Annotated in this window: 21 protein-coding genes; 9 read left to right on the top strand and 12 right to left on the bottom strand. The window is 67.0% G+C overall.

Going from position 1 to position 26,401, the window contains the following annotated elements:
* Nucleotide 1: 1 nt before the first annotated feature.
* From EOW66_RS12290 to rfbC, 12 genes are all read right to left on the bottom strand, one after another.
* Nucleotides 2-1,843, bottom strand: a complete 1,842-nt coding sequence (locus EOW66_RS12290; protein WP_128156623.1) for a carbamoyltransferase family protein — start codon at nt 1,841-1,843, stop codon at nt 2-4.
* A complete protein-coding gene (locus tag EOW66_RS12295; protein WP_128156624.1) occupies nt 1,840-2,697 on the bottom strand; it encodes an SGNH/GDSL hydrolase family protein in 858 nt (285 codons plus the stop codon). The genes EOW66_RS12290 and EOW66_RS12295 overlap by 4 nt, the downstream gene beginning before the upstream one ends.
* 165 nt (nt 2,698-2,862) lie before the next feature.
* Nucleotides 2,863-3,480 carry a phage tail protein gene (locus tag EOW66_RS12300; RefSeq protein ID WP_239017577.1) on the bottom strand — a complete coding sequence of 206 codons (618 nt, stop codon included), beginning with the start codon at nt 3,478-3,480 and terminating at the stop codon, nt 2,863-2,865.
* Nucleotides 3,481-3,510: 30 nt separating this feature from the next.
* Nucleotides 3,511-4,122, bottom strand: coding sequence for a phage tail protein (locus EOW66_RS12305; RefSeq protein WP_128156625.1), 612 nt, complete (start codon nt 4,120-4,122; stop codon nt 3,511-3,513).
* Nucleotides 4,123-4,204: 82 nt separating this feature from the next.
* The gene (locus tag EOW66_RS12310) at nt 4,205-4,894 is read right to left on the bottom strand and encodes a phage tail protein (protein ID WP_239017578.1); all 690 of its coding nucleotides are present in this window, start codon (nt 4,892-4,894) and stop codon (nt 4,205-4,207) included.
* A 26-nt stretch (nt 4,895-4,920) separates the two neighbouring features.
* Nucleotides 4,921-5,850: a sulfotransferase family protein gene (locus EOW66_RS12315; RefSeq protein WP_164881111.1), complete on the bottom strand. Its 930-nt coding sequence runs from the start codon at nt 5,848-5,850 to the stop codon at nt 4,921-4,923.
* Nucleotides 5,851-6,052: 202 nt separating this feature from the next.
* Nucleotides 6,053-6,940 (bottom strand): hypothetical protein, encoded by an 888-nt coding sequence (locus tag EOW66_RS12320; protein ID WP_128156627.1) that lies wholly within the window; start codon nt 6,938-6,940, stop codon nt 6,053-6,055.
* A gap of 133 nt (nt 6,941-7,073) precedes the next feature.
* A complete protein-coding gene (locus tag EOW66_RS12325) occupies nt 7,074-10,169 on the bottom strand; it encodes a glycosyltransferase (protein WP_164881112.1) in 3,096 nt (1,031 codons plus the stop codon).
* A 106-nt stretch (nt 10,170-10,275) separates the two neighbouring features.
* Nucleotides 10,276-11,157 carry a glucose-1-phosphate thymidylyltransferase RfbA gene (rfbA, locus tag EOW66_RS12330; protein ID WP_128156629.1) on the bottom strand — a complete coding sequence of 294 codons (882 nt, stop codon included), beginning with the start codon at nt 11,155-11,157 and terminating at the stop codon, nt 10,276-10,278.
* Entirely contained in the window at nt 11,154-12,002 is an 849-nt protein-coding gene (rfbD, locus tag EOW66_RS12335) for a dTDP-4-dehydrorhamnose reductase (protein ID WP_128156630.1), read from the bottom strand. Before rfbD ends, rfbA begins: the two co-directional genes overlap by 4 nt.
* Nucleotides 11,999-13,048: a dTDP-glucose 4,6-dehydratase gene (gene rfbB / locus EOW66_RS12340; protein ID WP_128156631.1), complete on the bottom strand. Its 1,050-nt coding sequence runs from the start codon at nt 13,046-13,048 to the stop codon at nt 11,999-12,001. The genes rfbD and rfbB overlap by 4 nt, the downstream gene beginning before the upstream one ends.
* Nucleotides 13,045-13,614: a dTDP-4-dehydrorhamnose 3,5-epimerase gene (gene rfbC, locus EOW66_RS12345; protein ID WP_128156632.1), complete on the bottom strand. Its 570-nt coding sequence runs from the start codon at nt 13,612-13,614 to the stop codon at nt 13,045-13,047. The genes rfbB and rfbC overlap by 4 nt, the downstream gene beginning before the upstream one ends.
* A gap of 209 nt (nt 13,615-13,823) precedes the next feature.
* Between rfbC and EOW66_RS12350 the strand changes: the two genes are divergently transcribed.
* From EOW66_RS12350 to EOW66_RS12390, 9 genes are all read left to right on the top strand, one after another.
* Nucleotides 13,824-15,584, top strand: coding sequence for a glycosyltransferase family protein (locus EOW66_RS12350; RefSeq protein WP_164881113.1), 1,761 nt, complete (start codon nt 13,824-13,826; stop codon nt 15,582-15,584).
* Between the two features lie 99 nt (nt 15,585-15,683).
* Complete coding sequence (locus EOW66_RS12355) at nt 15,684-16,220, top strand: hypothetical protein (RefSeq protein ID WP_128156634.1); 537 nt, start codon at nt 15,684-15,686, stop codon at nt 16,218-16,220.
* 13 nt (nt 16,221-16,233) lie between these two features.
* Nucleotides 16,234-17,226, top strand: coding sequence for a glycosyltransferase (locus EOW66_RS12360; RefSeq protein ID WP_128156635.1), 993 nt, complete (start codon nt 16,234-16,236; stop codon nt 17,224-17,226).
* Nucleotides 17,223-18,425 carry a glycosyltransferase family 2 protein gene (locus tag EOW66_RS12365; RefSeq protein ID WP_164881114.1) on the top strand — a complete coding sequence of 401 codons (1,203 nt, stop codon included), beginning with the start codon at nt 17,223-17,225 and terminating at the stop codon, nt 18,423-18,425. Before EOW66_RS12360 ends, EOW66_RS12365 begins: the two co-directional genes overlap by 4 nt.
* Before the next feature lie 76 nt (nt 18,426-18,501).
* Complete coding sequence (locus tag EOW66_RS12370; RefSeq protein WP_128156637.1) at nt 18,502-19,737, top strand: KpsF/GutQ family sugar-phosphate isomerase; 1,236 nt, start codon at nt 18,502-18,504, stop codon at nt 19,735-19,737.
* A gap of 617 nt (nt 19,738-20,354) precedes the next feature.
* Entirely contained in the window at nt 20,355-21,428 is a 1,074-nt protein-coding gene (locus EOW66_RS12375; protein ID WP_164881115.1) for a glycosyltransferase family 4 protein, read from the top strand.
* Nucleotides 21,425-24,421, top strand: coding sequence for a rhamnan synthesis F family protein (locus EOW66_RS12380; protein ID WP_128156639.1), 2,997 nt, complete (start codon nt 21,425-21,427; stop codon nt 24,419-24,421). Before EOW66_RS12375 ends, EOW66_RS12380 begins: the two co-directional genes overlap by 4 nt.
* Nucleotides 24,422-24,489: 68 nt before the next feature.
* A complete protein-coding gene (locus EOW66_RS12385) occupies nt 24,490-25,182 on the top strand; it encodes a sulfotransferase family 2 domain-containing protein (RefSeq protein ID WP_128156640.1) in 693 nt (230 codons plus the stop codon).
* 127 nt (nt 25,183-25,309) lie between these two features.
* A complete protein-coding gene (locus tag EOW66_RS12390; RefSeq protein ID WP_128156641.1) occupies nt 25,310-26,218 on the top strand; it encodes a hypothetical protein in 909 nt (302 codons plus the stop codon).
* Nucleotides 26,219-26,401: the final 183 nt, after the last annotated feature.

A 26,401-nucleotide genomic window follows, 5' to 3' on the forward strand; every position in this document is an offset into this window, starting at 1 on the left:
CTCAGTCGGCTGCAAAGCGTGCCCTCCCGACCCGGCTCTCCACCCATTCCCCCTGCGCCGCGCGATGGACCAGAAACGGCCCGATCGCCAGCAGATCGAGCCCCGTGTTCAGGAAGCAGTCGATCGCGTCCTTCGGCCGGCAAACGATCGGCTCGCCCCGCACGTTGAACGAGGTATTGAGCAGCATCGGACAGCCGGTGCGCGCCTCGAAGGCCTGCAAGATCGCCCCGGCACGACGCCCGTCGCCGGGGTCGATCGTCTGCAACCGGGCACTGAAATCGACATGTGTCACCGCATCGAAAGCGCTGCCGATCGCGCCTTGCAGCTCCATCGGCGTGCTCAGCCCCTGCGCCCGCGCCGCGCCAAGGTCGGTCGCGCCGCGGAATTCCGGCCGCAGGTCGGCCACCAGCAGCATATAGGGGCTGTCCACCGGCGGCTCGAAGATCTCCGCCGCCCGCGCCGCAAGGACGATCGGCGCGAAGGGGCGCCAGTCCTCGCGGAACTTGATGCTGCGGTTGACCCGCTGCAAGGTCTCCTGCCCGCGCGGATCGGCAAGGATCGAGCGGTTGCCAAGCGCGCGTGGCCCGAATTCCATCCGGCCGTCGAAATGGCCGACGACCTGCCCCTCGGCCAAGGCCGCGGCGACCTGATCGGCATAGGCCGCGGGGTCGGTCTGCTCGACGAAGACAAGCCCCGCCGCCTGCAACGCCGCGCGGATCGCCGCGGCGGAAAAGCCGGGGCCGAGCAGGGCATGCTGCATCCGGTCGCCCGCCGGAGCCACCCGCCCCTCGGCCCGTGCCGCGGCCTCGGAGACCTCGAGCGCCGCACCAAGCGCGCCGCCCGCATCCCCTGCCGCCGGCTGGATCCACAGCGTCTCGAGTTCCGGCAGATCGAGCCGCAGCCGGCGATTGGCAAGGCAGTTGAGCGCGACGCCGCCGGCAAGGCACAGCGCGCGTGCCCCCGTCCGCGCCAGCGCCGTGCGGCCCAGCCGCACCACCGCCGCCTCGAGCACCGCCTGCACCGAGGCCGCGACATTCATGTGGAAGGGCGTGATCGGCTCGTCGGGATGGCGCTGCGGCTGGCCGAAGAAGGCCTCGAACAGCGGCGAGGTGCCGCTCTGCCGTCGGTCGAAATCGAAATAGCGCATGTCGAGCGCGAAGGAGCCGTCCTCCCGCAGGTCGATCAGCTGATCGAGGATGCGTCCGGCCCAGCTCGGCGTGCCGAAGGGGGCGAGCCCCATCAGCTTGTATTCCCCCGAGTTCACCTTGAAGCCGCAATACTGGGTGAACGCGCTGTAGAACAGCCCCAGCGAATGCGGGAAGCGGGTCTCGGCAAGCGCGGTCAGGCCGGTGTCGCGGCTGCCGTGCCAAAGCGTCGTGCTCGCAGCTTCCCCGACCCCGTCAAGCACCAGAACCGCGGCAGTCTCGCAGGGCGAGGGGTAAAAGGCCGAGGCGGCATGGCTGCGGTGATGCGGCACCAGCACCACCCGCTCCGCCGCCCCCGCCAGCGCGGTCAGCTGCCCGGGCAGGTCCTCGGCCAGCGTGTGCAGGCTGTGCATCATCCGCGGCCATTGCAGCGCCCCGGAAGGCGCGAGCCCACGCGCGGTGTCGAGAATGCGCCGGATCTTGTGCCCCGGGTCCTCGTAATAGGCGACGCGGTCGGGGCGCTCCCCCGCGGGCAAATGCGCCAGACAGGAGGCGATGGCCGCCGCAGGCCAGCGTGCATCGCCCTTGCGACGGGAAAAGCGCTCTTCCTGCGCGGCCGCCCGGATCTGTCCGTCCTGCACCAGCGCCGCCGCCGAATCGTGGAAATGGGCGGAAACCCCGAGAACACGGAAACTCATGTCGGCTCCCCGCTGCGCGCCGTCTCGCCAAGGGTGCGCGCCAGTGGCAGCAGCCGCTCGGCGTAAAGGGCGTTGGCATGGGCATTCGGATGGCGGTCATGCGGCATATGGGTATGGGCCGCGTCCATCGGCACCGAGATGTCGACGCAGCTCTCGCAGCGCGCGCGGACCGCGGTGTTGAATGCCGGCGCCAGCGCGTCGAGCAGTGCAAAGCCCACCGGGATCTGGTGCGCGGCCGCCTCTTCCCGGATCATCTCCAGCGCGGCAAGCGTGGCGTCGATGATCATCCAGTCGTCGGGCAGGAAGGCCTCGAGCCCGCCACGCGCGATCACCGGCTGCCAGATCGGCAGATAGACGATGCGCGGCCGCCCGGCACCGCCGCGGCGCAGCACCGGGACGTGCTCGACCCCCAGGGAGGACCATTCAAGCGACAGGTACTGCCGCATCCGGGACGGGTGCGGGATATTGCGGAAGCGGTGATCGCTGATGATCGCGAAGATCGCCGCATCCACCGCCCCCGCGGCGATGTCGCGGCGGAACTGCAGAAGGTTCTGCACCGTGCCCTGACCGCCGATGCCGCGATTGAGAAGGCGGATCTCCGGCAGGGCCGCCTGCAGCCGCGCGACATAGGTCTCCTCGTCGGCAAGACCGGTGCCGTAGGTGAAGGAACAGCCATAAACCGCAAGCCGCGGCCCGGTCGCGGCGCTGCGGCCGGGCACCTGACGCCAGCCATCCGCCCCGATCCGCTGGACCACACCGTCGCGAAAGGCGACCTGCACCGCATGGCCGGGCGTCAGCGACCAGCCCAGAACCGGGTCCGGCCGGAACAGCAGCCGGGGTTTCGATACGATCATGTCAGTGCCCAGTGTCCTCGGATGCGCGCGCAGTGGCCGGCGCAGGCGAATACCGTCGAAACGCGCCCACTCCGCCGCGCAGGACCACACGTTATAGGCGAAAGATCAAGCATGAAAACACCCGGAGGCAGCGCCTCACCGCCCCCGGGACTGCCCAAGCGGCCCTCAGGGATGGGGCGGATAGAAGCCGGTGGTGGCCACGCAATAGCGCACGGCCAGCGTCGGATCGAGAACCTCGACTGGCATGTTCTGCCCCACCGGCGCAATCATCTGCGCCGACATCTGCTTGTTCGGCGGCTGGTCGGAATAGATCGTCTCGTTGCCGGTGCCTCCGGTCGGTGCCGCGGCCAGGAGATTGCCGGTCGGCCCGGCGAGATTGCCGTCCAGATTGTTCGCCGCAACCCCGTGATGGTGGGGGGCAAGATTGGCCTGGGTCAGGGTGACCGCCTCCTGCCCGCGGATGAGGCCAAGAGGCGTCGGCGACAGCCCCGCCCCTGCCCCGGTTCCGACCGGCACCCTGCTGCGCAGGTCAGGCAGACCAAAGGAGCTCCTCCCGTCGCCGCCATAGGTCGTGCCGTAAAGAGAATACAGAGCCTCATACTCGGCAATCGCCAGAAGCTGCCCCTCGGCGGGAAGCGAACCGCGCGGGCAATAGCCGACCACGCCGGTCGTCCAGATCTCGCCTATGAACGGCATGCTGTCAGCCCGGGCGAGACCGGGAGCCGAGATGCCGGCCAGCACCAGCGCCGCGCCCGCAACCATCTTCGAATGAAACATCGTCATCTCCACAATATCCTTGCTCCGAAAGGCGGTTCAGCTGCGCGGCGGGAAGAGGCCCGTGACCGCGATGCAATGCAACAACGACAGGCCGGGATCGAGCACGGAGAACGCTGCCCCGCCGCCGGTATTCGAGATCATCGCATCCGACATCAGCTTGTTCGGTGGCTGGTCGGAATAGATCGTCTCGTTGCCGGTGCCACCGCTCGGCGCGCCGGCCAGGAGCTTGCCGCCGGGGCCGGGCTGATCGCCATCCGCCTCGGTCGCCAGAACCCGATGCGTATGGGCGGGCATTGTGGCGCTGGTCATCGCCACCGTTTCCTGCCCCCCCTTCGCGCCGCGCGACGGCCCCGCCAGCGCATTGGAACCGACCGTCACACGGCCCTGCAGATCCGGCAGTGCGAAGGTGGTCCGCCCATCTCCGCCATAGGTGGTGCCAAGCAATGCGAAAAGCGCCTGATTTTGCGCGACCGCCATGAGTTGGCCCTGCGCCGGCACCCAGTTCCTCGGGCAGAAGTTGAAACCGACGATCATGATATCGCCGATATAGGGCTCCTCGCCGGCCATCGCCGAACCTGCTCCGGCAAGGGCGGCGATCACTGCGAGGCTGGGCAGGCTCGCCCCCGTCGCGGATTTCAGAAAGGACATAAAGAGTCTCCGCTGTCTGAAAAATCTGTGTCAAGTATCCTGACGCCGCACAGGCGGCGGGAAGACGCGCTCTCCCGGACGCTCACTCCCGCATCGGGAATTCCCCGGACACGGCCACGCAATATTGCATCGCCAGATAGGGATCTTGCGTCGCCAGGGGCTGTCCGCCACCGGTCGGGGTGATCATCTGCAGCGACATCGTGGTATCGGCCGGCTGACCGGAATAGATCGTCTCGTTGCCGCTGCCCCCGCTCGGCGCCGCCGCCAGAACCTTGCCGGCCGGGCCGGGGAAATTGCCGTCGAGATTGTTCGCATTGACCGTATGCACATGTGCCGGCAACTGCGAAACACTCAGGGTCTGCGTCGGCTGCCCATATTTCTCGCCGATGTCGCGCGGCGTCAGCCCCGGCGCAGCCGCCCCCCCCTGCTCGGAGGCCGCACGGCTGCCCAGGTCGGGCAGGCCGAAGCTGCTGCGCCCATCCCCGCCATAGGTGGTGCCATAGAGTGCGAAAAGCGCCGAATAGCCGGAGATCGGCAGAAGCTGCCCATCGGCGGGTGCCCAGCCGACCGGACAATAGCTATAGGCGACCGCAATGATATCGCCGAGATACGGCATATCCCCGGCCCGGGCCGTCTGTGCAGGGAAGGCGAGAACTGCGGCAACGGCCATCGCGGCCGCGGCCGGCCACGCCGGTTTCGTAAGCTGTTTCATGAAAACTCCGCCCTGAGCAATCTTTCCAATAGAAAGGCCAGCTTGGGGCAGGTCCGGCATTCATGCAAAAGCAATATCGTTACAATTCAATCCTCTTCGGGGATTGCTTGCGCGGAGAAGGGCCGCGCGGCGAACGGGGCCTGGTCGAGCCGCGCGACCTCGGCCGCCAGATCCTGCGCCGCCGAGACATCCGCCGCCGGCAGGCACGACAGGTCCTGCAGCTGGGCCCGCCCGATCGAGCACGGCCGGATCAGGAACTCTTCCGGCAGCGGCCGGTCCTCGGGCTGGCCCAGGAAGCGCAGCAGCCGCTGCCAGTGCCGCAGCGGTTCGGCACAGACCGCCTCGTAGGACACCACAAGGAAACGATCTTGAAGATGCGTGCGACCGAAGTCCAGCGCCCTGCGGTTGGCCGCCGTCCAGTAGCGCAGCTGCCGCGCCGGAGACTCCGGCTCATCTTGCGGCAGGCCATAGAGATGCGACCAGTTCCGCAGCTGCTGCAAGTTGTGGCTGAACGCCATGTCGAGCCCGTCGCGCACGACGTGGATGTAGCGCAGCCCCGGCAGGTGCCGCACCAGCGCGGGCAGGAAGACATGGGTGTTCGGCTCTTTCCAGCCCCAGCGGTCGCCCCCCGCCCCCGGGCTGTGCAGGAGCGCGTCGAGATCCGGCACCTGCGCGCCGCAGCGCCAGCCGCCATTCGGCGGCAGATCCCACCGCAGGCTGTCCAGGAGCTGCACCCCGGCCGGGCCGGGCGTGCCGCCGAGACCTGCGGTCATTGCCCGCCGGAACAGCGCGGCGGCCAGCTCGAGCTCCTCGGGCCGAGGAGCGCGGCGCGTCCAGTCGATGCGCTTGAACAGCACCGTGAACCACAGGTTGTCGAGCGCGCCGTTGAGCCGGGACCCGATGTCGCAGCCGCTCAGCTGCAGCATCCGGGCAACGACACGGGTGCCGCTCCCCCCCAGCCCGCCGATCGCCACCGGCGCGGAAAACGACGGCGCGGCGTTTCCATCAGACGGCATCCCGGCGCCCCCGTCCGCGGGGGAACCGCCCGCCCCGCGCCGCGGCACAGGGCGAGACCGGCCGCGCGGGCCCCCCTTCGGGGCTGCCCCCAAGACGTCACGCCCGGCAGAAAACAGCTCGACCGCCCCGCCCTCCAGAAGTCTGGTGTTCATCATCACCCCTGGAAACCCCATCCCGGCGCGGCCGTCTGGTTTCGCAACCTCAGTCGAAGTAACAATATTTCGTTTTCAGGTGCAAGTCGGGGCTGAAATATCCATGGGCATTCCGGTGCTTGGTTTTGGACAAATGCTCCATGAATTCCGGAATGATATCGCTGGCCCGGGAAAAGTCCGCCTTGGTTATATGCTCGAAAAACCGCAGCCGAACATCTTCCGCAACCGACCAATAGACCCCGTATTTTCGGTTGATCTGATTTTTCGAAAACGTCACCTGCCGACGATGGCTCACCCGATATCGGGCCTGCTCACGGTCGGCAAACCGCATATGCACCGTAATCAGGTCGCTGGAAAACACATAATCATACATGCATTTATGGATGCCGGCCGCCACGATGCTCGCGGCTTTCCAGATCACCGGCTTCGTCTGCGACGATTTGAAATACCCGTATTTCCGCTGGGAAAATACCGGGGCATCGACATCATATTGCGCCTCAAAGACCGAATTCTGAATCACCTCGAATCCAAGCGGCGCGATGACATCGGCAGACAGCGCAAGGCAGGTTCCGACGAGATCCCCCTTGAGCGGCACGACCAGCTCATCCACATCGGAAACGATGACAATGTCATATGCCGCGCAAGCCATGCTGCCGACCGAGGAAAGCGCCATCGACTTGAAGTCGTCATCGAACGGGATATCCGGAATCCGGATCACATTCACCCGCCCCTCTGCGAGATCATGGAATTTCTCCCGGATCACGGAACTGACCGGCCTCGTGGAGGCATGGTCGATAATATAGAAATCCGCATCAGGACAATTCATCAGATAATGCTTGATATACATCTCGATGAAGTAGTCTTCATCCCGCACCATCGTGACGCATGCCAACCGCCGCACCGTCTCCCTGGCAGGCCATAATGCCCTGAAGTCCATCGAGATTTATCCTTACAAAATCAGATTTCCGTCAAGATGTTGACGAAAGACGGCCGGCCGTCAACCGGTGTCGCGCCGAGGCTCTCAAAAGGGCATCCCTGCCCCGCCCCCCGGGGCCTGCGGCTTGCCCGCCTCAGAACACGTCCCAGGGCGGCGCGCGGAAGTTCAGCCGCCCGGCGGTCTCGGCATCCCACTGGTTGCGCTTGAACATCAGCTCGAAACTCTTGTCCTTTTCCCCCACCTCTCGCAGATGGTCCGTCGCCTTCTGCAGCTTGTGGATGAAATGCGACTCCGGCACGTAGAACATGCGGTAATCCGTCAGGTTGCGCATCAGGTCGGAATAGACCCGGTCCGAGCGATAGTGACGGCCGTATTCGGCGTCGAGCGGACCGATCTCGTCGAGCAGCTCGCGCCGGATGTAGACGGCAAAGAAGGCCGCATAGTTCAGCTCGAGCTCGCCGCCGTCATGGAACACCGGCACCTGTGCCACATTGCGGTGATGGGCCGAGATGTTCACATCGCAATCGTTCGTCTCGCGCGCGAAGGGCACATGGGTGCGCAGGGTCTTGGTGCCGGCGGGCAGGATCTGGCGCGGCACCGTCATGCCGGCCTGCGGATTGCCAAGGCAGGCGCGCTGCAGCGCCTGCACCGCGCCGGGCTGGGCGATCGCGTCGTTGTTGAGCAAGATGACATCCGCCTCGGGCCGGGCCAGCGCGATGCCGATATTGACCGCATAGGTGAAGCCGTAGTTGCCGTCGAGCGGCTCGAACCGGATGCGCCCGGCCTCGTGCTCGGCGCGCAGATAGGCCCGCACCTCCGCGCTCGAGTCATTGTCGACCACGATGATCTCGAGCATCCCCTGCCAGTCGCGCCGGTGCAGCGCCTCGATGCAGTCGCGGATATCGTCAAGCGACTGCCAATTCGGGATCACGATGCTGACCGGACGGACCAGATCGGCGGTGTCGAGCTGCGCCAGATGCGCCTTCTGCCGCGCCGCGAGGTTCTCGCGCAGCACCTCGAGATGGGCGACATGGGTGGGGTTGTCGGTGATCGCGTTCTCGGTGCGGCTGTAATAGTAATGGCACAGCAGCATCGGCACCGAATAGACCCGACCGACCTCGGTCGCGCGCAGGACCAGATCCCAGTCGACATAGCGGCGCAGGGTCTCGTCGAACCCGCCGAGCCGGTCCAAAAACGCCCGCCGGTGAACGATGATGTTGTTGTCGATGTAGTTCTTGTTCTCGAGAAGCGCCCGGTGCAGGTGGCCATAGCGCATCGCATAGGGCTCTGTCGCCTGGCCGCTGTAGAGCAGCACGCCGGAATAGATCATGTCGGCGTCGGGCAGCTCGAGCAATGCCCCCACATGCGCCGCAAGAAAGCGGCTGTCCCAGGTGTTGTCACTGTCGAGATAGGCGATGATCTCGCCATGGGCCTGCCGCAAGGCGGTGTTGCGCGCCACGGTAACCCCGCGGTTCTCGCCGAGCTCGATCAGCCGGATGCGCGGGTCGTCAAAGCGCCGCACCACCGTCACGCTGTCGTCGCGGCTGCCGTCGTCAACGACGATCAGCTCGAAGTCCGGATAGGTCTGCGCCAGCACCGAGGCGATCGCCTCGCCGACGACGCCCGCACGGTCGAACATCGGCATCACCACCGAGACCAGCGGCCGGGGCGCCGCCGCCAGCCCCTTGCGCGCCAGGCGGTTGGCGATGTTCTCCATCACCGCGAAGGCGCGCTTGTCCTCCTCGACAAAGGGGGTCATCACCTCGGGCTGGGTCATCGACGACTTCAGGAAGCCCTGGAAATCCCAGTAGTCGCGCTTCGGCTTCGCCCAACTGCAGTTGTGCCGGCCGAGCTCGACCCCGGTCGCCTCGTCGAACAACACCACCTCGTGCGGCTTGCCATCGCACAGCGCCCCCGGAACCGAGACCTGAAACGCGTGCCAGCCGTCGTTGACGCCGTGCTGCTTGAGGTCGGCGCGGAAGCTTCCGGCAAGGAAGGGCACCCGCTCGCCTTCGATCTGCAGATAGCCGCGACGGGGCAGCGGATCTCCGATCAGCGCCAGCCAGCCGCGCACAAAAGTGGCGCCACTGCCATTGATCGCGCCGCGCGGCATCCAGGTGCGAACCAGCTCTTCGGGAAAGTCGATCTGGCGCAGCAGGTCGGAGATCATCACCCGCTCGCGCGAACCGTTCGCCGGAAAGCCCCCGTGCACGATTTCCATCGCCTCGGGGGTGCTCACGTCGCACAGCATCACCGTCCCGTTGCGCAAGGCGGCGACCATGCCGAACAGACGCTCGACGCTGTGCGCCACGGTGCCGTCGTCGGTATAGGCGGCCGGCCGGAATTCGACCGAGGCGAGGGCCGCGCGGATCTCGCCGAAGGCCGCGCCCCGGATCCAGAAGCAGGTGCCGCCGATGAAGCCCCAGTCACGCCGCAGGTAGTCGAAATCGCCGATCAGGCCGGAGAACATCTCTCCCAGCGTCTCGGCATTCTGCCACATGTAGGTGGGACCATGCAGGTAGAGCTGCCGCGCCCCGGCCAGCATCAGACGCGGATCGCGCTCGAAAGCCTCGAGGATCTGATCGACCTGCCCGCGCGAACCGAGAATGCCGCGCAGCAGGGCATGGCGCCAGCGCGCGGGCTCCTTCGCGCCCTTCTTGCTGTGCATCTTGCAGATCACGTCATAGCGCGTCAGGCCGACTTGCGCGTCCAGCGCAATCAGCGCGCCCACATCCTGCCCGGCATTCGGCACCGGCACGATCCGGGCCCCCGGCAGGGCCGCGCGGATCCGGTCAAGCTCCGCCTGGCCGAAGCTGTCGGGGCAAGTCACGAAGCGATCGAAGCCGGCGGGGAAGTTCGCGGCATAATGCGACAGGTCGGCAAGCACATCGAGATGGAAGACATGCGCGACCAGGGCCGCCTGCCCCTGGCTCGCCCGCGCCTTCCACCCCTTGCCGCGACCGCGGGTCAGGAAGTCGACCAGCGGCGGCACTCCGGCCGGCCGCTCTGCCCCGCATTGCTGCAGATAGAAGGCCGTCTCGAAAAGCGGCGAGGGATCGCGCCGCAACAGCGTCCCGATCTTCAGGTAGTGCTGCAACGGGTCGAGCCCGGTCGCCGCCACATCCGGATAGCGCGCGCGATACCAGTCGGCATCGAAATAGCCGCTGTGGGCAATCAGGTCGTAGAAATCTGAGGAAATCCCCCGGTCAGTGCAAGACATTTCAGGCATGCGTCGCCTCATCGCTCCTGAGCAGTTTCGAGACAGGTTTCATCAGAACATCAGGAACACCGCCATCGCCTGCGGCTGCACAAACGCCGCCCTGCAGAGCGGCCCCTTACTCCCGCGCGGTCGCCAGCAGCCCCTTCAGGTATTGCCCGTATCCCGTCTTCTTGTAGGTCTCGGCCATCTCGGCCAGCCGGGCGGGGTCGATCCAGCCCTGCATGAAGGCAATTTCCTCGGGCGAGCCGGTCTGCAACCCCTGCCGGCTCGAGAGCGTGCGCACGAAGTTGCCGGCATCGAGCAGCGAGCCATGCGTGCCGGTGTCGAGCCAGGCATAGCCGCGCCCCATCTGCTGCACGTTCAGCAGCCCCTCGGCGAGATACATCTCGAGCAACGTCACGATCTCGAGCTCGCCGCGCGGCGAGGGCGCCACCTTGCGCGCACGTTCGGGTGCCGAGCCGTCCAGGAAATAAAGCCCGGTGACAGCATAGTTCGAGGGCGGCACCTCGGGTTTCTCGATGATCGAGCGCACCTTGCCGTCGGCGTCGAAATCGACCACGCCATAACGCTCCGGATCGGCGACGCGATACCCGAAGACCGTGCCGCCCTCGCCCTGGGCACCGGCCACCGACAGCAGCTCGGGCAGGCCATGACCGAAGAAGATGTTGTCGCCCAGAACCATCGCCGAGGGCGCACCGGCAAGGAAATCCTCGGCCAGCAGATAGGCCTGCGCCAGACCGTCGGGCGAGGGCTGCTCGATATAGGTCAGGCTCAGCCCCCACTGGCTGCCGTCGCCAAGCGTGCGCTTGAACTGCTCCTGGTCCTGCGGCGTGGTGATCACCGCGATCTCGCGGATCCCGGCCAGCATCAGCACCGACAGCGGATAATAGATCATCGGCTTGTCATAGACCGGCAGCAGCTGCTTCGAGACGCCGATGGTGATCGGATAAAGCCGCGTGCCGGAGCCCCCGGCCAGGATGATGCCCTTGCGTTTCATGCGATTGCTCCAAGTTCCTTGAGGGCCTCGCGGGTGGCCGCACGCCAGTCGGGGCGGCTCAGGCCGAAGGCGGACAGGGTCTCGCAGGCCATCCGGGAATTGGCCGGACGGCGTGCCGGGGTCGGATAGGCGCTGGTCGGGATCTCCTCGATCGCACAGGGCAGGCCGGCCTGCGCCATGATCTCGCGCGCGAACTCGGCCCAGGACACGTCGGGCGCGCCCGAGAAGTGATAGGTGCCGGTCTTCGCCGGATCGGCGATCAGCGCCTGCGCGATCGTCAGGCAGGCCTCGGCGATCGCCCGCGCCGGCGTCGGCCCGCCGATCTGGTCGGCGACCACGGTCAGCCTTTCGCGCTCGGCACCAAGCCGCCGCATGGTCTTGAGGAAATTCGCACCATGCGCCGAGAACACCCAGGAGGTGCGCAGGATCGCATGCACCCCGCCCGCGGCGCGCACGCCCTCTTCGCCCACGAGTTTCGAGCGCCCATAGGCGCCAAGCGGCGCGGTCGGGGCATCGGGGGCAAACGGGGCCTCGCCGGCGCCGTCGAAGACGTAATCCGTCGAGATCTGCACGAAGGGGATGCCAAGCTCGGCACAGACCGCGGCCATCGCCGCCGGGGCGGCACCATTGACCACGGTCGCGGCCTCCTCCTCGGCCTCGGCCTTGTCCACCGCCGTCCAGGCGGCGGCATTGATCACCGCCACGGGCCCGAGCGCGCGGATCTGCGCCGCGCAGGCCTCCGGAGCCGCTAGGTCGGCCTCGTCGCGGCCGAGAAAACGCGCCCCGGAGGCGAGCGCCTGCAGCTCGGTCGCGACCTGTCCGGTTTTGCCGAAGACGAGGATCATGCCTTCACTCCAAGGCGTTCGCCGACGCCCTTGCGGCCCTGCAGCGCGCGCCACCACGGCTCGTTGTCGAGATACCATTGCACGGTGCGGGCAAGCCCTTCCTCGACGGTGACCGAGGGGCGCCAGCCCAGCTCGGTGCGGATCCGCGTCGGGTCGATCGCATAGCGTGCGTCATGGCCGGGGCGGTCGGTGACGAAGGTGATCTGGTCGGCGTAGCTGCCCTGCGCCTTCGGCCGCTTCTCGTCGAGAATGGCGCACAGCGTGCGCACCAGCTCGAGGTTGGTGCGTTCGTTCTCGCCGCCGATGTTGTAGCTGCGGCCAAGCGCGCCCTTCTCCACCACCAGAAGCAGTGCGTCGGCGTGATCCTCGACGAAAAGCCAGTCGCGGATGTTCGAGCCGTCGCCATAGATCGGCAGCGGCCTGCCCGCGAGGGCGTTGAGGATGATCACCGGCACCAGCTTTTCCGGGAAGTGGAACGGGCCGTAGTTGTTCGAGCAGTTGGTCAGCACCACCGGCAGACCGTAGGTCTCGTGCCAGGCCCGCACCAGATGGTCGGACGAGGCCTTCGAGGCCGAATAGGGGCTGCGCGGATCGTAGGGCGTGTCCTCGGTGAACTTGACCCGGGGGTCGTTCGGCAGCGAGCCGAAGACCTCATCGGTCGAGATGTGGTGGAAGCGGAAGGTCTCGGGGCGGCCCGCCTCGGTCCAGTATTTCCGCGCCGCTTCCAGCATGTTGAAGGTGCCGGTCACGTTCGTCTCGATGAAGTCGCCCGGCCCGTCGATCGAGCGGTCGACATGGCTTTCCGCGGCAAGATGCATCACCGCATCGGGGCGATGTTTCGCGAATACCCGGTCAAGCGCGGCACGGTCGCGGATGTCGGCCTGCTCGAAGGCGTAAAGCGGGCTTTGCGCCACCGAGGCCACGTTGTCGAGGCAGGCCGCATAGGTCAGCGCATCGACATTGACCACCGCGTGCCCGCGCGCGACGGCAAGCCGCACCACGGCCGACCCGATGAAGCCGGCACCGCCGGTCACCAGCAGTTTCATGCCGCCCCCTCCCAGGTGAAGGGGCTGTCGAAATCGGCCAGCAAGGGCGCGACCTCGTCCTTGGCCGAAAGCACCGGCGCGGCCCCGCCCAGTTGCCAGTCGATGCCGATCGCGGGGTCGTTCCAGCGGATGCCGCCATCGCAGTCGGGCGCGTAGAGGTCGGTGCACTTGTACTGCACTTCGCAATCCGCGGTCAGGGTGACGAAGCCGTGCAGAAATCCCTTGGGGATCAGCAATTGCCGGCCGTTCTCGGCGCTCAGCACCTCGCCCACCCATTTGCCATAGCTCGGGCTGCCCTTGCGGATGTCGACGGCGACATCGAAGATCTCGCCCCGGGTGCAGCGCACCAGCTTGTCCTGCGCATGCGGCGGACGCTGATAGTGCAGCCCGCGCAGGGTGCCCTTGGTGGCCGAGAAGGAATGATTGTCCTGCACGAAGGCCAGATCGAGACCGGCCTCCGCCATCCGCTCTGCATTCCAGGTTTCGGAAAACCAGCCCCGGGCGTCGCCGAAGCGGCGCGGGGTGATGACGACAACGCCACTCAGTGCCGTTTTTTCAATCTGCATTCTCGAAATTCCGCTAGGGAAGGTGCTTCGAGAGGTATCGCAGCTTCGGCATCGTGGCAACTCTCGCGGCCGGCGACGGCCAGATTTCGCCGCACTGCCGCATTTTTATGCGCCGCATTGCAAAAAGCCACAGCCCGGATACAGTTCTGGGGTCGACGGCTTCCCCGTCCTGGCCTTTATCAGAAGTCCCCAGCCAAGCGATTCCGCCGATGAGCCTGCCGCCGTCCCGCCTCCTCCCCCTTGCGCAGGCCCCTCTTCTGGCACTGCGGCTGCAGCGCCTGTGCGGCCTCGATCCCGAGGCGGCAGCGCGTGCGGCAAGCTGGCTCGAGACGGCCTGGTTTTGGGGCGGCGAGCCCCCCGAGCTGCACCCCTGGCGGGCCCTTTGCCCCGATCCGCAAAGCCTGTGGCGACTGGTCTGCCTGTTCGAGCCCGCCGACCCGCGCGGCGCGGCGCCGCTGCACGAACATCTGCAGGGCGGCTGGCGACGCGGCGGGCGCCCCGCCCCCTGGTTTGACGTCGCAGGCTATGACACGCTCTCGGCCCGCCGCGTCGCGCCACAGGAGGCCGCCATCCTGCATTACGCCCGCGAAGGCTGGGCGCGCGGGCTCGATCCGGATCCGCACGGCCTCGGCCTTGTGCCGCCCCTGCCCCGGCGCACGATCGTTCTGACGGCGCAGTCCGCCGCCGACCTGCCCGCCATCCGCGCGCATCTGCGCCGCGCGCCGCCGGGCCCGGACTGGCTGGTGCTGGACACCAGCCCCGATCACGCCGTCGCCCGGCAGCTTGCGCAGGAGGAGACCGCGGCCTTGCGCCAGGGCCGGCTGCGGCTGAGCCCCGCCCCCGCCGACAGCACCGGCGCGGCGCTGGCCGCACTGGTGGCGGATGTGGCACAGGACAGCGGACAGGGCGGGCCGGACCCGCTGCTCCTGCCCCTGCCCCCGCCCCAGCCGCTGCCCCGGCACCCCGCGCGGCGCCCGGCAGCCGCCGCGCGGGGCCCGCACATCGCGCTCCTCTGCCCCGCCCCCGATCAGGCCCGCGCCTATCGCTGGGGGGACTTCCACTTCGCCGAGAGCCTGGCTGCGGCCCTCGAGGCGCAGGGCGCGCAGGCCGAGATCTGCCTGACCGACGCCTGGGGGGCACTCGCCGACCGCCCCGCCGCGCAGGCGCCGGAGGCAACGCTGCTGCTGCGCGGCGTGCGGTCGGCCCCGCGCTTCGGCAGCGCGCTGCGGCTGATGTGGATGATCAGCCATCCGGGCCGGGTCTCGCCCGAGGAGATGGCGGGGTACGACCATGTCTTCGTCGCCTCCGAAAGCTACACCCGGACCCTGCGCCCGATCCTGCACGACCGGGTCTCGGCGCTGCTGCAATGTTCCGACCCGAGCCGTTTCGCCCCCGACACCCGCGCCCCGGGCACGGACGCGGACGCGGATGCGGACGCGGACGCCATTCCCGCACATCCGCTGCTCTTCGTCGGCAATTCGCGCCGGGCCGAACGCTGGATCGTGGCCGAGGCGGTGGCCAACGGCCATGTCCCGGCCCTCTATGGCGCCGAATGGGAGGATACCCCCTTTGCCGCCCTCGTGCAGGGCGAGAGCCTGCCGAACCGCGACCTCGGCACCTGGTATCGCCGGGCCGCGATCGTGCTCAACGATCACTGGCCGGACATGGCGCAGCACGGCTTCCTCTCGAACCGGCTCTTCGACGTGGCGATGGCGGGCGGGTTCCTGATCTCGGACCGGGTGGAGGGCGCCGAGATCTTCGGCGATCCGCTCGTTCAGGTCGACAGCGGCGCGGCGCTGGATGCGGCCATCCGCCACTATCTTGCCCATCCGGAGGAACGCCGCAGCCGCGCCGCAGCCCTGCACGAAACCGTCCGCCACCAGCACAGCTTCGCCCGGCGCGCCACGGAAATCCTCGCCCGGGTGCGGATGCTGCTGGCCCGCCCCGGCGCCTCCGTCTCGCCAGATTGACATTCCACCGCTCCCCCTCCTAACTCTGAAGGGGAATGAACAAGGCCCGGAACACCCTGAATTTTCCATCGGTTCGGGCCCCAGCAGAAGGAACGTTCCATGTCCGACAGCCTCGATCTCGGTTCCGACGCCGGCGTCAATTCCCGCCTGGCCGTGCTGCGGCAGCTGACCCTCGAGCCGACGCAGCAGCCCGCCCAGGAACCGCTGGTGCCGGGCCTGTTCTTCGACACCGACCCCGAGGCCCCCACCACCGTCACCGTTACAAGCCGCCCCGGCGAACTGCTCTCGGCGCAATTCGATGTCGCCGGGCAGGCGCGCTGGCTCGGGCTGCACATCGCCCTCAATGACTGCCCGCTCGCGGGCAAGATGCTCCTCGGCGTCGCGATCCGCAGCAAGGCCCCGGCGTCGCAGACCTTCCGGCTGTGCCTGCGCAACGGGCGCGAGGGCGGCTTCGACGACATCTTCTTCCGCAAGACCGCCATCGCCTACACCGAGCCGAGCCTGCATCTCGACGCGCTCAGCCTCGCCGATCACCCCGCCCTGGCCGCACCGGCGCCGTGGCGGGAACTGATCCTGTTCTTCCGCCCCGGCAACGGCGCCATCGACCTGCAGGACCTGCGGGTCTTCGCGCTCTGAGCGGCGCGCAGCGATGCTCCCGCAGCCCGGCCTCTCGGTCGTCATCCCGGTCTGGAACGACCCTGAAGGCCTGGCACGGCTGCTGAGGCAGCTGCTTGCGCTGCCGCAGCGGCTGCGCGTGATCGTGGTCGACGATGCCTCGGACGTGCCGCTGTCGGCGGCCGCGCTCGACCTGCCCGAGCTGGCCGAGGAACCGCGCCTGACCTGGCTGCGCAGCGCGCTGCAGCGCGGGGCCGGTCATGCGCGCAACCTCGGCCTTGCACAGGTGCAGACCTCGCATGTGCTGTTCCTCGATTCCGACGACCTGCTGCTGCCGGCCTTTTCCGGCCTCCTCGACGATCTTCTCTCGCCCGGCACCCCCGGCTTCGACTTCTGCCTGTTCCGCCATGTCGACAGCCGGCTGCGCGCCGCGGGCCGGCCGGGCCCGCTCGACACCGACCAGCGGCACTGGACCCGCGCCGGCATTCCCGAACGGCCCGTCCCGCTGCGCCCCGATCAGGCGGCGCGGCTCGTGCGGATCTCGGCCTATCCGTGGAACAAGATCTACCGCACCGGCTTTCTGCACGAGACCGGGATCCGCTGCACCGAGATCCCCGTGCACAACGACATCGAGCTGCACTGGCGCAGCTTCTTCGAGGCGCGCCGGATTCTCGCGACGGCACGGCTCTGCGCCGAGCATTTCGTCGAGGAAGACGGGCAGCGCCTGACCAACCGCACCGGCGCCGAGCGCTTCGAGGTGTTCCGCGCCCTCGACCCGGTCCAGGCCGATCTGCAGGCCGATCCGATCCGCACCGCGCTTTATGCCGATGCGGTGGCCGAGTTCTATCTCTCCCTCTTCCGCTGGATCGAGGACGGTCTCGGGGCCGCCCTGCGCCCGGCCTTTCGCTGGAAGGCGCAGGGCTTCCTGCGCGAGGGCTTCGAGCTGCCGCTCTTCACCCTGATCGCCACCCGCGACCCGGACCTCGCCGCGCGCCTCAACGACTATCTGGCGGGGGATGCGCCGTGAGAACCACCTTCATCGTCACCAGCTTCGACATCCTGCCCTATATCGACCGCTGTCTCGATACGGTCGGCCTCTGCACGCGGCCCGGGGACCGGGTGCTGGTGGTGGATGACGGCTCGGGCGATGGCACCGCCGAGCATCTTGAACGTCGCCTGGGCGCTCAGCTCGGCGCGGCCCAGGTCGAGCTGATCGCGTTTGGCACGAACACCATCGGCGGGGTGGCGATCGCCGCCAACACCGGCCTGGATCACGCCCTGGCCGATCCCGGCTGCGAGGCGGTGGTCTTTGTCGACGGCGACGACTGGCTCGAGCCCGCGGGCTTTGCCGCCTGCCGCGCCGCCTTCGAGGCGAGCGGCGCCGAGATCCTGCTCGGCAATTATCTCGAGCATGACGAAGCCTCCGGGGCCAGCCGCCGCCCGGCCGATCTTGCCGTCTGGGCGCGCGCCGCGGCGCTGCCGCGCGACGAGGGCGAGGGCGAGGGCGAGGCCGCCCGCGCCTGCGCGCTCGAGATGATCGCCGTGCCCTGGCGCAAGTTCTACCGCGCCGATTTCCTGCGCACCGAGGGCCTGCGCTTCCCGGAAGGGAATTTCTTCTACGAAGATAACCCCTTCCACTGGGCGGTGTGCCTGAAGGCGAGCTCGATCGCCTTTCACGACCGCGTCCTGTGCCTGCACCGGGTCAATCGCCCCGGCCAGACGATGGCTGCAACCGGCCCGGGCCTCGCCGCCTTCTTCACCCATTTCGAGACGATCGAGGCGCTGATCGGCGACTGGCAGAGCCCGCATGCCGAGGCCGCGCTGCGCTGGCTGCTGACAAACATGCGCTGGCATCTCGAGCGCCTTCAGCCGGAGGCGTTCTGGGTCTATGCCGATCGCGCCGCGCGGGCGCTGACGCCGGTTCCGGACGCGCTCTGGGATCGGGTCGTGGCGCAGTATGAAGCCACGAACAGCACGCCGCAGCAGGCTGCAGCGCTGCGCCGGGGCGAGATCGCCGCAACGGTGGGCTGCTGGCAGCAGGAGGCGCGCGGGCGCGCGATCCAGGCGGAGACCGCGGCGCTTGCGGCAGGGGTGGCGGCACTGCACGCGCGGCTCGATCGTCTGGACGGGCAGGTTTCGGGGCTGAGCGAGATCGCCCGGTTCCGCGCGCTGCGCGCCCTGCCGCATCCGCCGGCGCCACCGCTGCCGCCGCAGGAAGCGGGCTGAGCCCACCGCCCCCACGCCCCGCCTCTCGCCTTTGCCGCCGCAACCGGGGCGCCAGATCAGGCCGCCGCGGGCCGCCATGGGCGTCACCGTGCGCCCCGGAACATGCAACGCCCCTTCCGTCGCCCTGTGCGTCCCGTCCATTCTCTGGCCACGATCTGCGCTTGATGACCACAAAACCGGCAACGACCCGGCTCTGGAACGGTGTTCCGTGCCGGTTGAATGCGTCTGGTTGGAAAGTGCTGGTCGGCACCGCATTGTGGGATGGCCCACGCGCGTTGCCGCGTCCGAACGCTTCATTCGTCAACAAAGAGGTGATTTCGTGCGAGGAACGCTACCCCGATCGAGCGTCGAGCAGACCTCTGACCAGATCGCCGAAACTGTCCGCCGAACGCTGAAACTCGAGGGAGAGGCGCTCACGGACTTTGCCGACAGGCTGCCGGAGGACATTGAAGAGGTTGTCCGGCTCCTCGTCGAAACCATCGGCCGCGTCGTCGTGACGGGGATGGGGAAATCCGGGCATGTCGCGCGCAAGATCGCGGCGACGCTCGCCTCCACCGGAACGCCGTCATTCTACCTTCATCCGGGGGAGGCGAACCACGGCGACCTCGGAATGGTGACGACCGGCGACGTGGTCATCGCCATTTCCAATTCCGGCGAGACGACCGAGCTCAGCGATCTGCTGAGCCACTGTCTGCTTCTGGAGATTCCGATCGTGGGCATCTCGCGCGAGGCAGACTCGACGCTGATGCGGGCCGCCACCTTCCGGCTGCAACTTCCCGCCGCGGAAGAGGCCTGCCCGCTGGGGCTGGCGCCGACGACCTCGACGACCCTGTCGCTCGCCCTTGGGGACGCGCTCGCCGTTGCCGTGATGGAACGGCGCAGCTTCGGTCCCGAGCAGTTCCGGATGTTCCACCCCGGCGGACGGTTGGGCGCCCGGCTGGCGACCGTCGGCCGGATGATGCATTCGGGCAGCCTGGTTCCGATCGTCGGCCGGCAGGTCCCGATGTCGGAGGCGATCCTGAGAATGACCGAACATGGCTTCGGCATCACCGGCGTGGTGGACGGCGACGGAATGCTGGTGGGCGTCATCACCGACGGCGACCTGCGCAGAAACATGGACGGGCTTCTCGGATATGTCGCCGACGAGGTTGCAACCCGCGCCCCGATCACCACCGAGATGACGACCACCGCAGCCGAGGCTGTCGGCCTGATGAACCGTCATAAAATCCATTCCCTGTTTGTGGTTGATAGCGACAGGCGTCCGATCGGGCTTCTGCGTTTGCATGACTGCCTGCGGGCCGGCGTTCTCTGAGGGATTGCGATGACCATCACCGTCCGGACCGCGGCATGTTCCATCGGGCAAGCACCCCCTTTTGCCCCGATCGTGGCGCCGCTCCGGCGTGCAGGGATGCCCCCCGTCCGGGCCAGGTGCATCGGCCGTCTCGCGCCCTGTGCTCGCACAGGGACCGGGCGGATCTGCAGGGCGAACCGCCCCTCCAGCGCCCTCCTTCCTGCGCCGTCCCGGCCCCGGCAGGACGCCGGCGGTTCTCAGCCGGATCCACGAGGAATTTTCCATACCGGTGTTGACCCTAGGACATGCACCATGGCAATGCTACGGTGCAGCATCGGACATCGGCGTCTCGATCTTTCACCCGGGCGCGCCGGCCCCCAACAAGACGCCTTCGGAGGGGCCGAACAGGGGCCCTTCAGACCAGATGACGCCACCGGTCACGCTTTTGTGCCAGATCGGTGTACTCGCCAAGAACGCGGCCAACGCATGAAGCCGTTTCGCCCATCCCGACACACCAGCCCCGACACGAATAGAAACAAATTGACTGCTGATGGAAAGACCTCCGGGACCATCCCCGAAACAAAGGCCTCCCTACCGGCCCTGACGTTCGACATGCATACCAGGACGAGAGATTGAGAATGAGCAAGAAACACGTCGACTTGACGCAGCGAAGGTCAATCTGCTTCGTGAGCGAAACCGGCCGGGTCGAGGATCCGCTGCAAGATCCCTCCGTCCGCTATCGGTGCTATCATCCAGCCGAGGCGCTGGTCGCCGAGGGGCATGACTGCACCGTCGTCGCGGCCGCGACGTTTTATGAAAACCCCTTGCTCAAGCACGATGTTTACGTGTTCCACCGGCCGAACATGGCACGCGCCAACTTCGCTTCGGTGCTCGCCGGGCTCCGCAAGCTCGGCGCCACCCTGATCGCCGATTACGACGACCTGATCTTTGGCGACGAGGAGCTGGCGCTGGTCTCTTCCGCCGTCAAGAACGGGACCCTCACCGAAGAGAAGGCGATCGTGGCCTTCAAGAGCAACCTCGCCGGGTTGCGTCAGTTCGACAAGGTGACAGTCTCGACCGAGCCGCTCGCGGCACGGGCGCGGGAGTTCAATCCCGATGCCCAGGTGTGCTGCGCCCCCAATGTCATCCCCGAATCCATCCTGTCGATCCAGCGGGCGAACCAGACCCCGTTCCTGAAACGCTCGGCGACCAATATCGGCTATTTCGCCGGCACCCGCAGCCACGACAAGGACTTCCCGATCGTCGAGGCGGCGCTGCACCGCGTCCTGTGCGAGAACCCGCACTTCAACCTGCTGGTGGTCGGGCCGGTGGTCATGCCGCGCAGCCTGGCCGCGCTGCCGAATGTCAACACCGCTCCGGTGGTGAACTTTCTCCGCCTGCCCTCGCTCATGTCCATGTGCTCCTCGGTGATCGCACCGCTTGAGGCGAGCAAGTTCAACGACTGCAAATCCCGCGTGAAGTTCCTCGAGGCGGCAATCGGCGGCTGCCGGCTGATCGCCAGCCCGATCCCTGACATGCAGGCGATCGGAGAGGACCGCCTGACCCTCGCGACCAGCACCGACGACTGGTACGAGGCGCTTTCGGCGCCCCTGGCCCCGGAAGCCCGGATCGAGCTTGCGAAGCGCAACTTCGCATTCCTCGAAAACACCAGCTACAACGACGCACTCAAGAGCCTGGCGGGATTGAAATGAGAGTATTGCTTTATGTCGAACCGCACCCCATTCGCGACACGCTGACGCATTTCGCCGATATCGTCCGGGAGTTCCTGCCGCTTCTGTCGTCGGCACCGGGCTTTGACATCCGGCTTTTTGCCAACGAGGCGACCTTCACCCATCTCGGCAAGACGCATCTGTCACCGCACGACAACCGCCTGATCCATACCACCCGCGACGAGGAAGCGCTCTTCAGCCAGTATCAGAAACTGCCCTGGGAGACCGAGGGCCTGCCGGTCTGGCTCAAGCTGATGTCGGGCAAGGGCAAGGTCAGCGAACGGCAGCTGGACCTGCTGCGGCGGATCTGGAACATCTTCCCGTTCGAGGTCATCGTCCATTGGGGCGAGAACGGTGCGGTCACCCGCTTCCTCGAGGAACGCCCGGTCACCCGCGTGGCGATGGAGCTCGGCTGCACCCGGCCGCCCTTCCTCAACTCGGTCGTCATGGACCCCTATGGGACCAATGGCGCCGGCGTCGTGCCGAAACTGACCATCGAGGACCTGCGCGGAATCGTCGACAACCAGTCGATGTCGCGCCACGAGGCGTTGTTCGGCTTTTCGCAGAGCATCGCAGCCCCGGGCTATGCCCAGCAGTTCCAGCCCCTGCCGGGCGAGCTGGATGCGCGCTGGATGAACCAGAAGGCAGCATTCCTGCCGCTGCAGCTTTTCGACGACGCGAACCTGTTGCGGTTCTCGCCCTACAACACGGTGAGCGACGTCGTTCTCGATGTCGTTCCCAAGCTGGCCGAAGCCGGCTACATGACGATCATCAAGCCGCATCCGGCCTCGAAGTTCCGCAAGGGCTCGCTCTATGCGAACTCTTTCGCCCGCCGGGCGCTGCATCCCTGGTCGGACCGGATCATCTGGTGTGACGACAACACCCCTCTGGCCAATTCCCGCCTGTTCAACCTCGCCGACATCGTGGTGACGGTGAACAGTTCCGTCGGCTTCGAGGCGCTTTACTACGATAAGCCCGTGGTCGTGCTTGGCGATGCCGTCTACAAGCCGAAGGACATGTTCCCCACGCTCGACGACGTCCTGTCGGGAAGCTTCGATCGGGACGCCTACCTGGATGCCGCGGGGATCTTGCGCAACTTCATGCTCGGGGGCTATCTGCAACCGGAAGCCATCCGACGCGACCCGTCCGGCTTCGGCTGCCGGCTCAGCCTGATCCGCCAACTGCAGCAGATCGGCGGGGGCGATCCGGTCAAGTTTGCCAGCGGATACTGGAACGCCTGCGCCCCGGCGCACAAGTCCCTCGCCTCGTCGGCGGTCTTCTGGGGGCTCTCGGTTCCCAACCAGGCCGAGTTCGGCGTTCCGGCGATCCCGCCGAAATCGCCGCCGGCCGCGGCCCAGACCGCCGCCCCGAAAGAACCGCGCACGCGCGCCACGCTCGGCTATCGTCCGATCGTGCGCCGGCTGCGCCAGCATCTGGCGATCAAGAGCATCCAGGCTACCACCGAGTGGCTCGATGCGATGTGGGGCACGGAGCAAGGCCGCGCCGAGGTCATCAAGATCGGTCGCCTCGTCGATCCCGACTATTATATGGCGACCAACCGCGACGTGGCCGAAGCCGGCATCACTCCGGTCGAACACTTCCTGCACAGGGGCTTCGCCGAGGGCCGGACGCCGGCCCCCTCGATCCCCGCCGCGACCGCCATGCAGACGCTCTCCCATCTCAAGCGGGCCGCCGAGATCATGGCGAACGGCGCATCCGCCGACTTCGGCACAACCCCCGATGACGCGATTGCCGAAAACTACCTGCCGATGTTCCGCCGCCTCGTGGCGCATGTGCACGCCGACAGCAACGCGGCCTTCCTGTCCTGGCTCGACACGCTGTGGAGCACCCCGGCCGGGCGCAGCCGGATCATCGAACTGGGCGGCTTCGTCGACCCGGAGTATTACCTCGCCACCTATGGCGACGTGAAGACGGCTCATATCGATCCGGTCCGGCACTATTGCAACGCCGGCATCCTCGAGGGACGCTCGCCGCGCAAGAGCCTGCGGGCGGTGAAGGCCGACGTGGTGTGGGAAAACCTCCGGCAAGCGGCAAGCGCCGATGCGCTCGCTCTTGCGGAGTTCCCCTTTGCCGAGGACGTCGAGGCACGCCGCCAGGCGCAGCTGCACGCGGCCTTCGCCGGCACAGGCAAGCGGATCGCGGTCGTCGCGCACCTCTATTACACCGACCTCGTGCCGGAGATCCTCGAGCATCTCAAGGCGATCCGGGAGCCCTTCGACCTGATCGTGACGATGCCGGACTGGGGCACCCGCCGCATCGTCGAGATGGTCCGGGCGGCCCATCCGGACGCGCTGTTCTACGCCGCGCCCAATCGCGGGCGCGATATCGGCCCGTTCATCGACCTGCTGCCGGCGATGCTGGAAAAGGACTATGACGCGGTTCTCAAGCTGCAGACCAAGCGTGGCTACTTCCGCGCCGATCGCATGATCCCCGAATTCGGCGAGATGTGGCGCGAGGAGACCTTCAGCGCGCTCCTCGGCAGCCCCGAGCGGGTCACCGAGATTCTCGATGCCTTCCGCAGCCGGAAGCAGCTGAACATGGTCGGCCCCAAGCCCTTCCTGCTGTCGCTCGACAAGTACCCCTATCACGACAATGGCGCGCTGGCCGAATGCCTGCTGGACGACATCGGGGCGAAAGACGGCGCGTTCTACGCCGGCACGATGTTCTGGGTCCGCCCGTCCTGTCTGCAGCCGCTGGCGGAGCTCAAGCTGACCCATTTTGCCCCGGAAAGCGGGGCAAACGACGGGGCGCTGGCCCATCTGGTCGAACGCCTGTTTGGTCAGGCGGCCGGGCTCGGGACCGACGCCCTCGCCTCTGCCCCGGTCGATCCCGGGCAGCCGCTCGACTTCGCCCCCGAGCCCGCGACGATCACGGTGGATGCGTATTTCACCGAACGCCAAAAGGAATTGCGCAACCGCAAGACGAAGGATGGACAGGGGGCGTTGATCTGGTGATGCAGATTAGCCGACCTCACATTCTGGAAGCAAGCTCGCGGTAAGACCACGAAAGAAGGAAAAGACGGGTGAAAGCATACCAGAAGAATCTTCCCCTGATCTATTGCCACATCCCCAAGATGGGCGGGACGTCCATTCGAGACCTATTCACCAAAGCCTTTGGGCAGAATCTGTTCCCGCATTATAACGGCCAATTGGTCTCATCTGGCGTGTTGATCTCACGACGTCCCGGTCTGTTTGTCTGGTCAGAGCTGGAAAAGCTGGCCAAGATCAAGCCCGCGTGCATTTACGGGCACTTTCGCCGCACAGAAAAGACCGACACAGACACTTTTTATCCGGAGGCGACGCAATTCGCCACGGTATTGCGCAATCCGGCCGAGACGACTCTGTCCAGCTACTTCTATACATTGCGCAAGATTGATGAGGGGGTGCCGCTCCCCATGCGTTTCAAGTCCGTGAATGAATGGCTCGAAAACGTCAATTCACAGATCTTCAATCACATGCCCGCCGCTGCCCGAACGGACCCTCGCGATTTCATTCGCACAAAATTGGTCATGGCTGCGACCTTGGAAAAGATGGCAGGCCTGAACCGGTTCATGGCGGAGAACTTTTCCATAAAGACACAGGTCCCGCGACTAAATGAAAGCGACAGGGGTGAGACCGTCGACCCGCAAGTTTTGAAGAGATGGATTTCCCGAAATGAGGGGGAAATGGAATTCTATACCCTCGTCCGGGAAGAAGAGGCTCGCCACACGGATTGATTGCCTGCTGTCCACCGGCTGCTCGGCAGTCGGTGGACAGATGGTTCGCCCCCGCCGATATCGAGAACAGGACACTCCGCCCCTGCCGGACTGTGTGCTTTGGTAGCTGGAGCGCGGACTGACCGCGGTGCAGGCCTGGCAAGAGGCGTTCGGCGACAGGGTGCGGTTCGTATTCTGGGACCTGTTCGGGCGGCAGGTCCATGACAGGCTGGCCGGCCAGCATATCGGCGGCGGAGGTTCCCACCACCCGGTGTTCAACGACGCCGATGTGGTCGGGCGGTTTCCCGGTGCGGATATCGTCGATCTTTCGCCGCTCCTCGGCGCCCCGATGCATGAGGTGCGGCGCCTCTTCATCGACTCGAGCTGCCATCCATCGCAAATCGGCTATCTGCTGCTCAACGATGCCCTGTGCGCAGGGCGGGCCCCGGTCGAGGCCTTTCGATCGGCCGTTGCCACGGTCGAGGCCGAGCTTTTCGCCCTGGCCGGCAAGATCGTCGGGGCCAAGGGGGGCGCCGTGCTCCTGACCGGCCGCTCGGTCTGGCTTGATACCCTGATGGGGTACATGGGGAAGGATTGCGCCCTGCGACTGGCCCAGAGGGGGCTGGTTCTGGCGCCGCTGACGCGCCTCCCCGGACAACCCAGCATCGCCCAGATGCTGCAGCAGGTGCCGCTCGACCGCTGTGCGCCGGTCGTCGTTTCGGCCGGAGCGCAGGATCTTTCCCCGCAGCTCGCCCGTGCCTTCGAGACCGACCCGTCATTCTGGCGCGATGTCCCCTCTATCGACTGGGAGACGGCGACGGCCGCGACGATCACCGCGCGCCACGAAACGCCCCGCTATGCCTATGTCCGTGCGGATGCCCCCAAGGCGCGCGTCCCGATCACGCCGGAGCTGGCCGCGCAGATGGTCGAGCAGGGCCCGCTCGGGATGCCCTCCTGGACCGGGTTGCGCCATCTGGCCGCGTGCATCGCTTCAGACCAGGTGCCGGCGCCGCGCCGCGGGGCGGAAGCCGGGCGTCCGCAACATCCCCCGACGTGAGGCGGGCCGCCGCAACCGCGGTCTGGCGCCGCCGCGCCGGGGACGCAAGCACGGCGGCCTGAGCCGGTCAGCCAGCAGGCAGGGCTGCGGCGGCGCTTTCGTCCTTCAGCGCAACGCCGGTCGCCCCGAGCCGGCGCGCCGCGCCGACGAGCCAGGCGATGCGATCGGCCGCCGCCTCGGGGC

Source organism: Paenirhodobacter huangdaonensis, assembly GCF_004022465.1.
Lineage (GTDB): Bacteria > Pseudomonadota > Alphaproteobacteria > Rhodobacterales > Rhodobacteraceae > Rhodobacter > Rhodobacter huangdaonensis.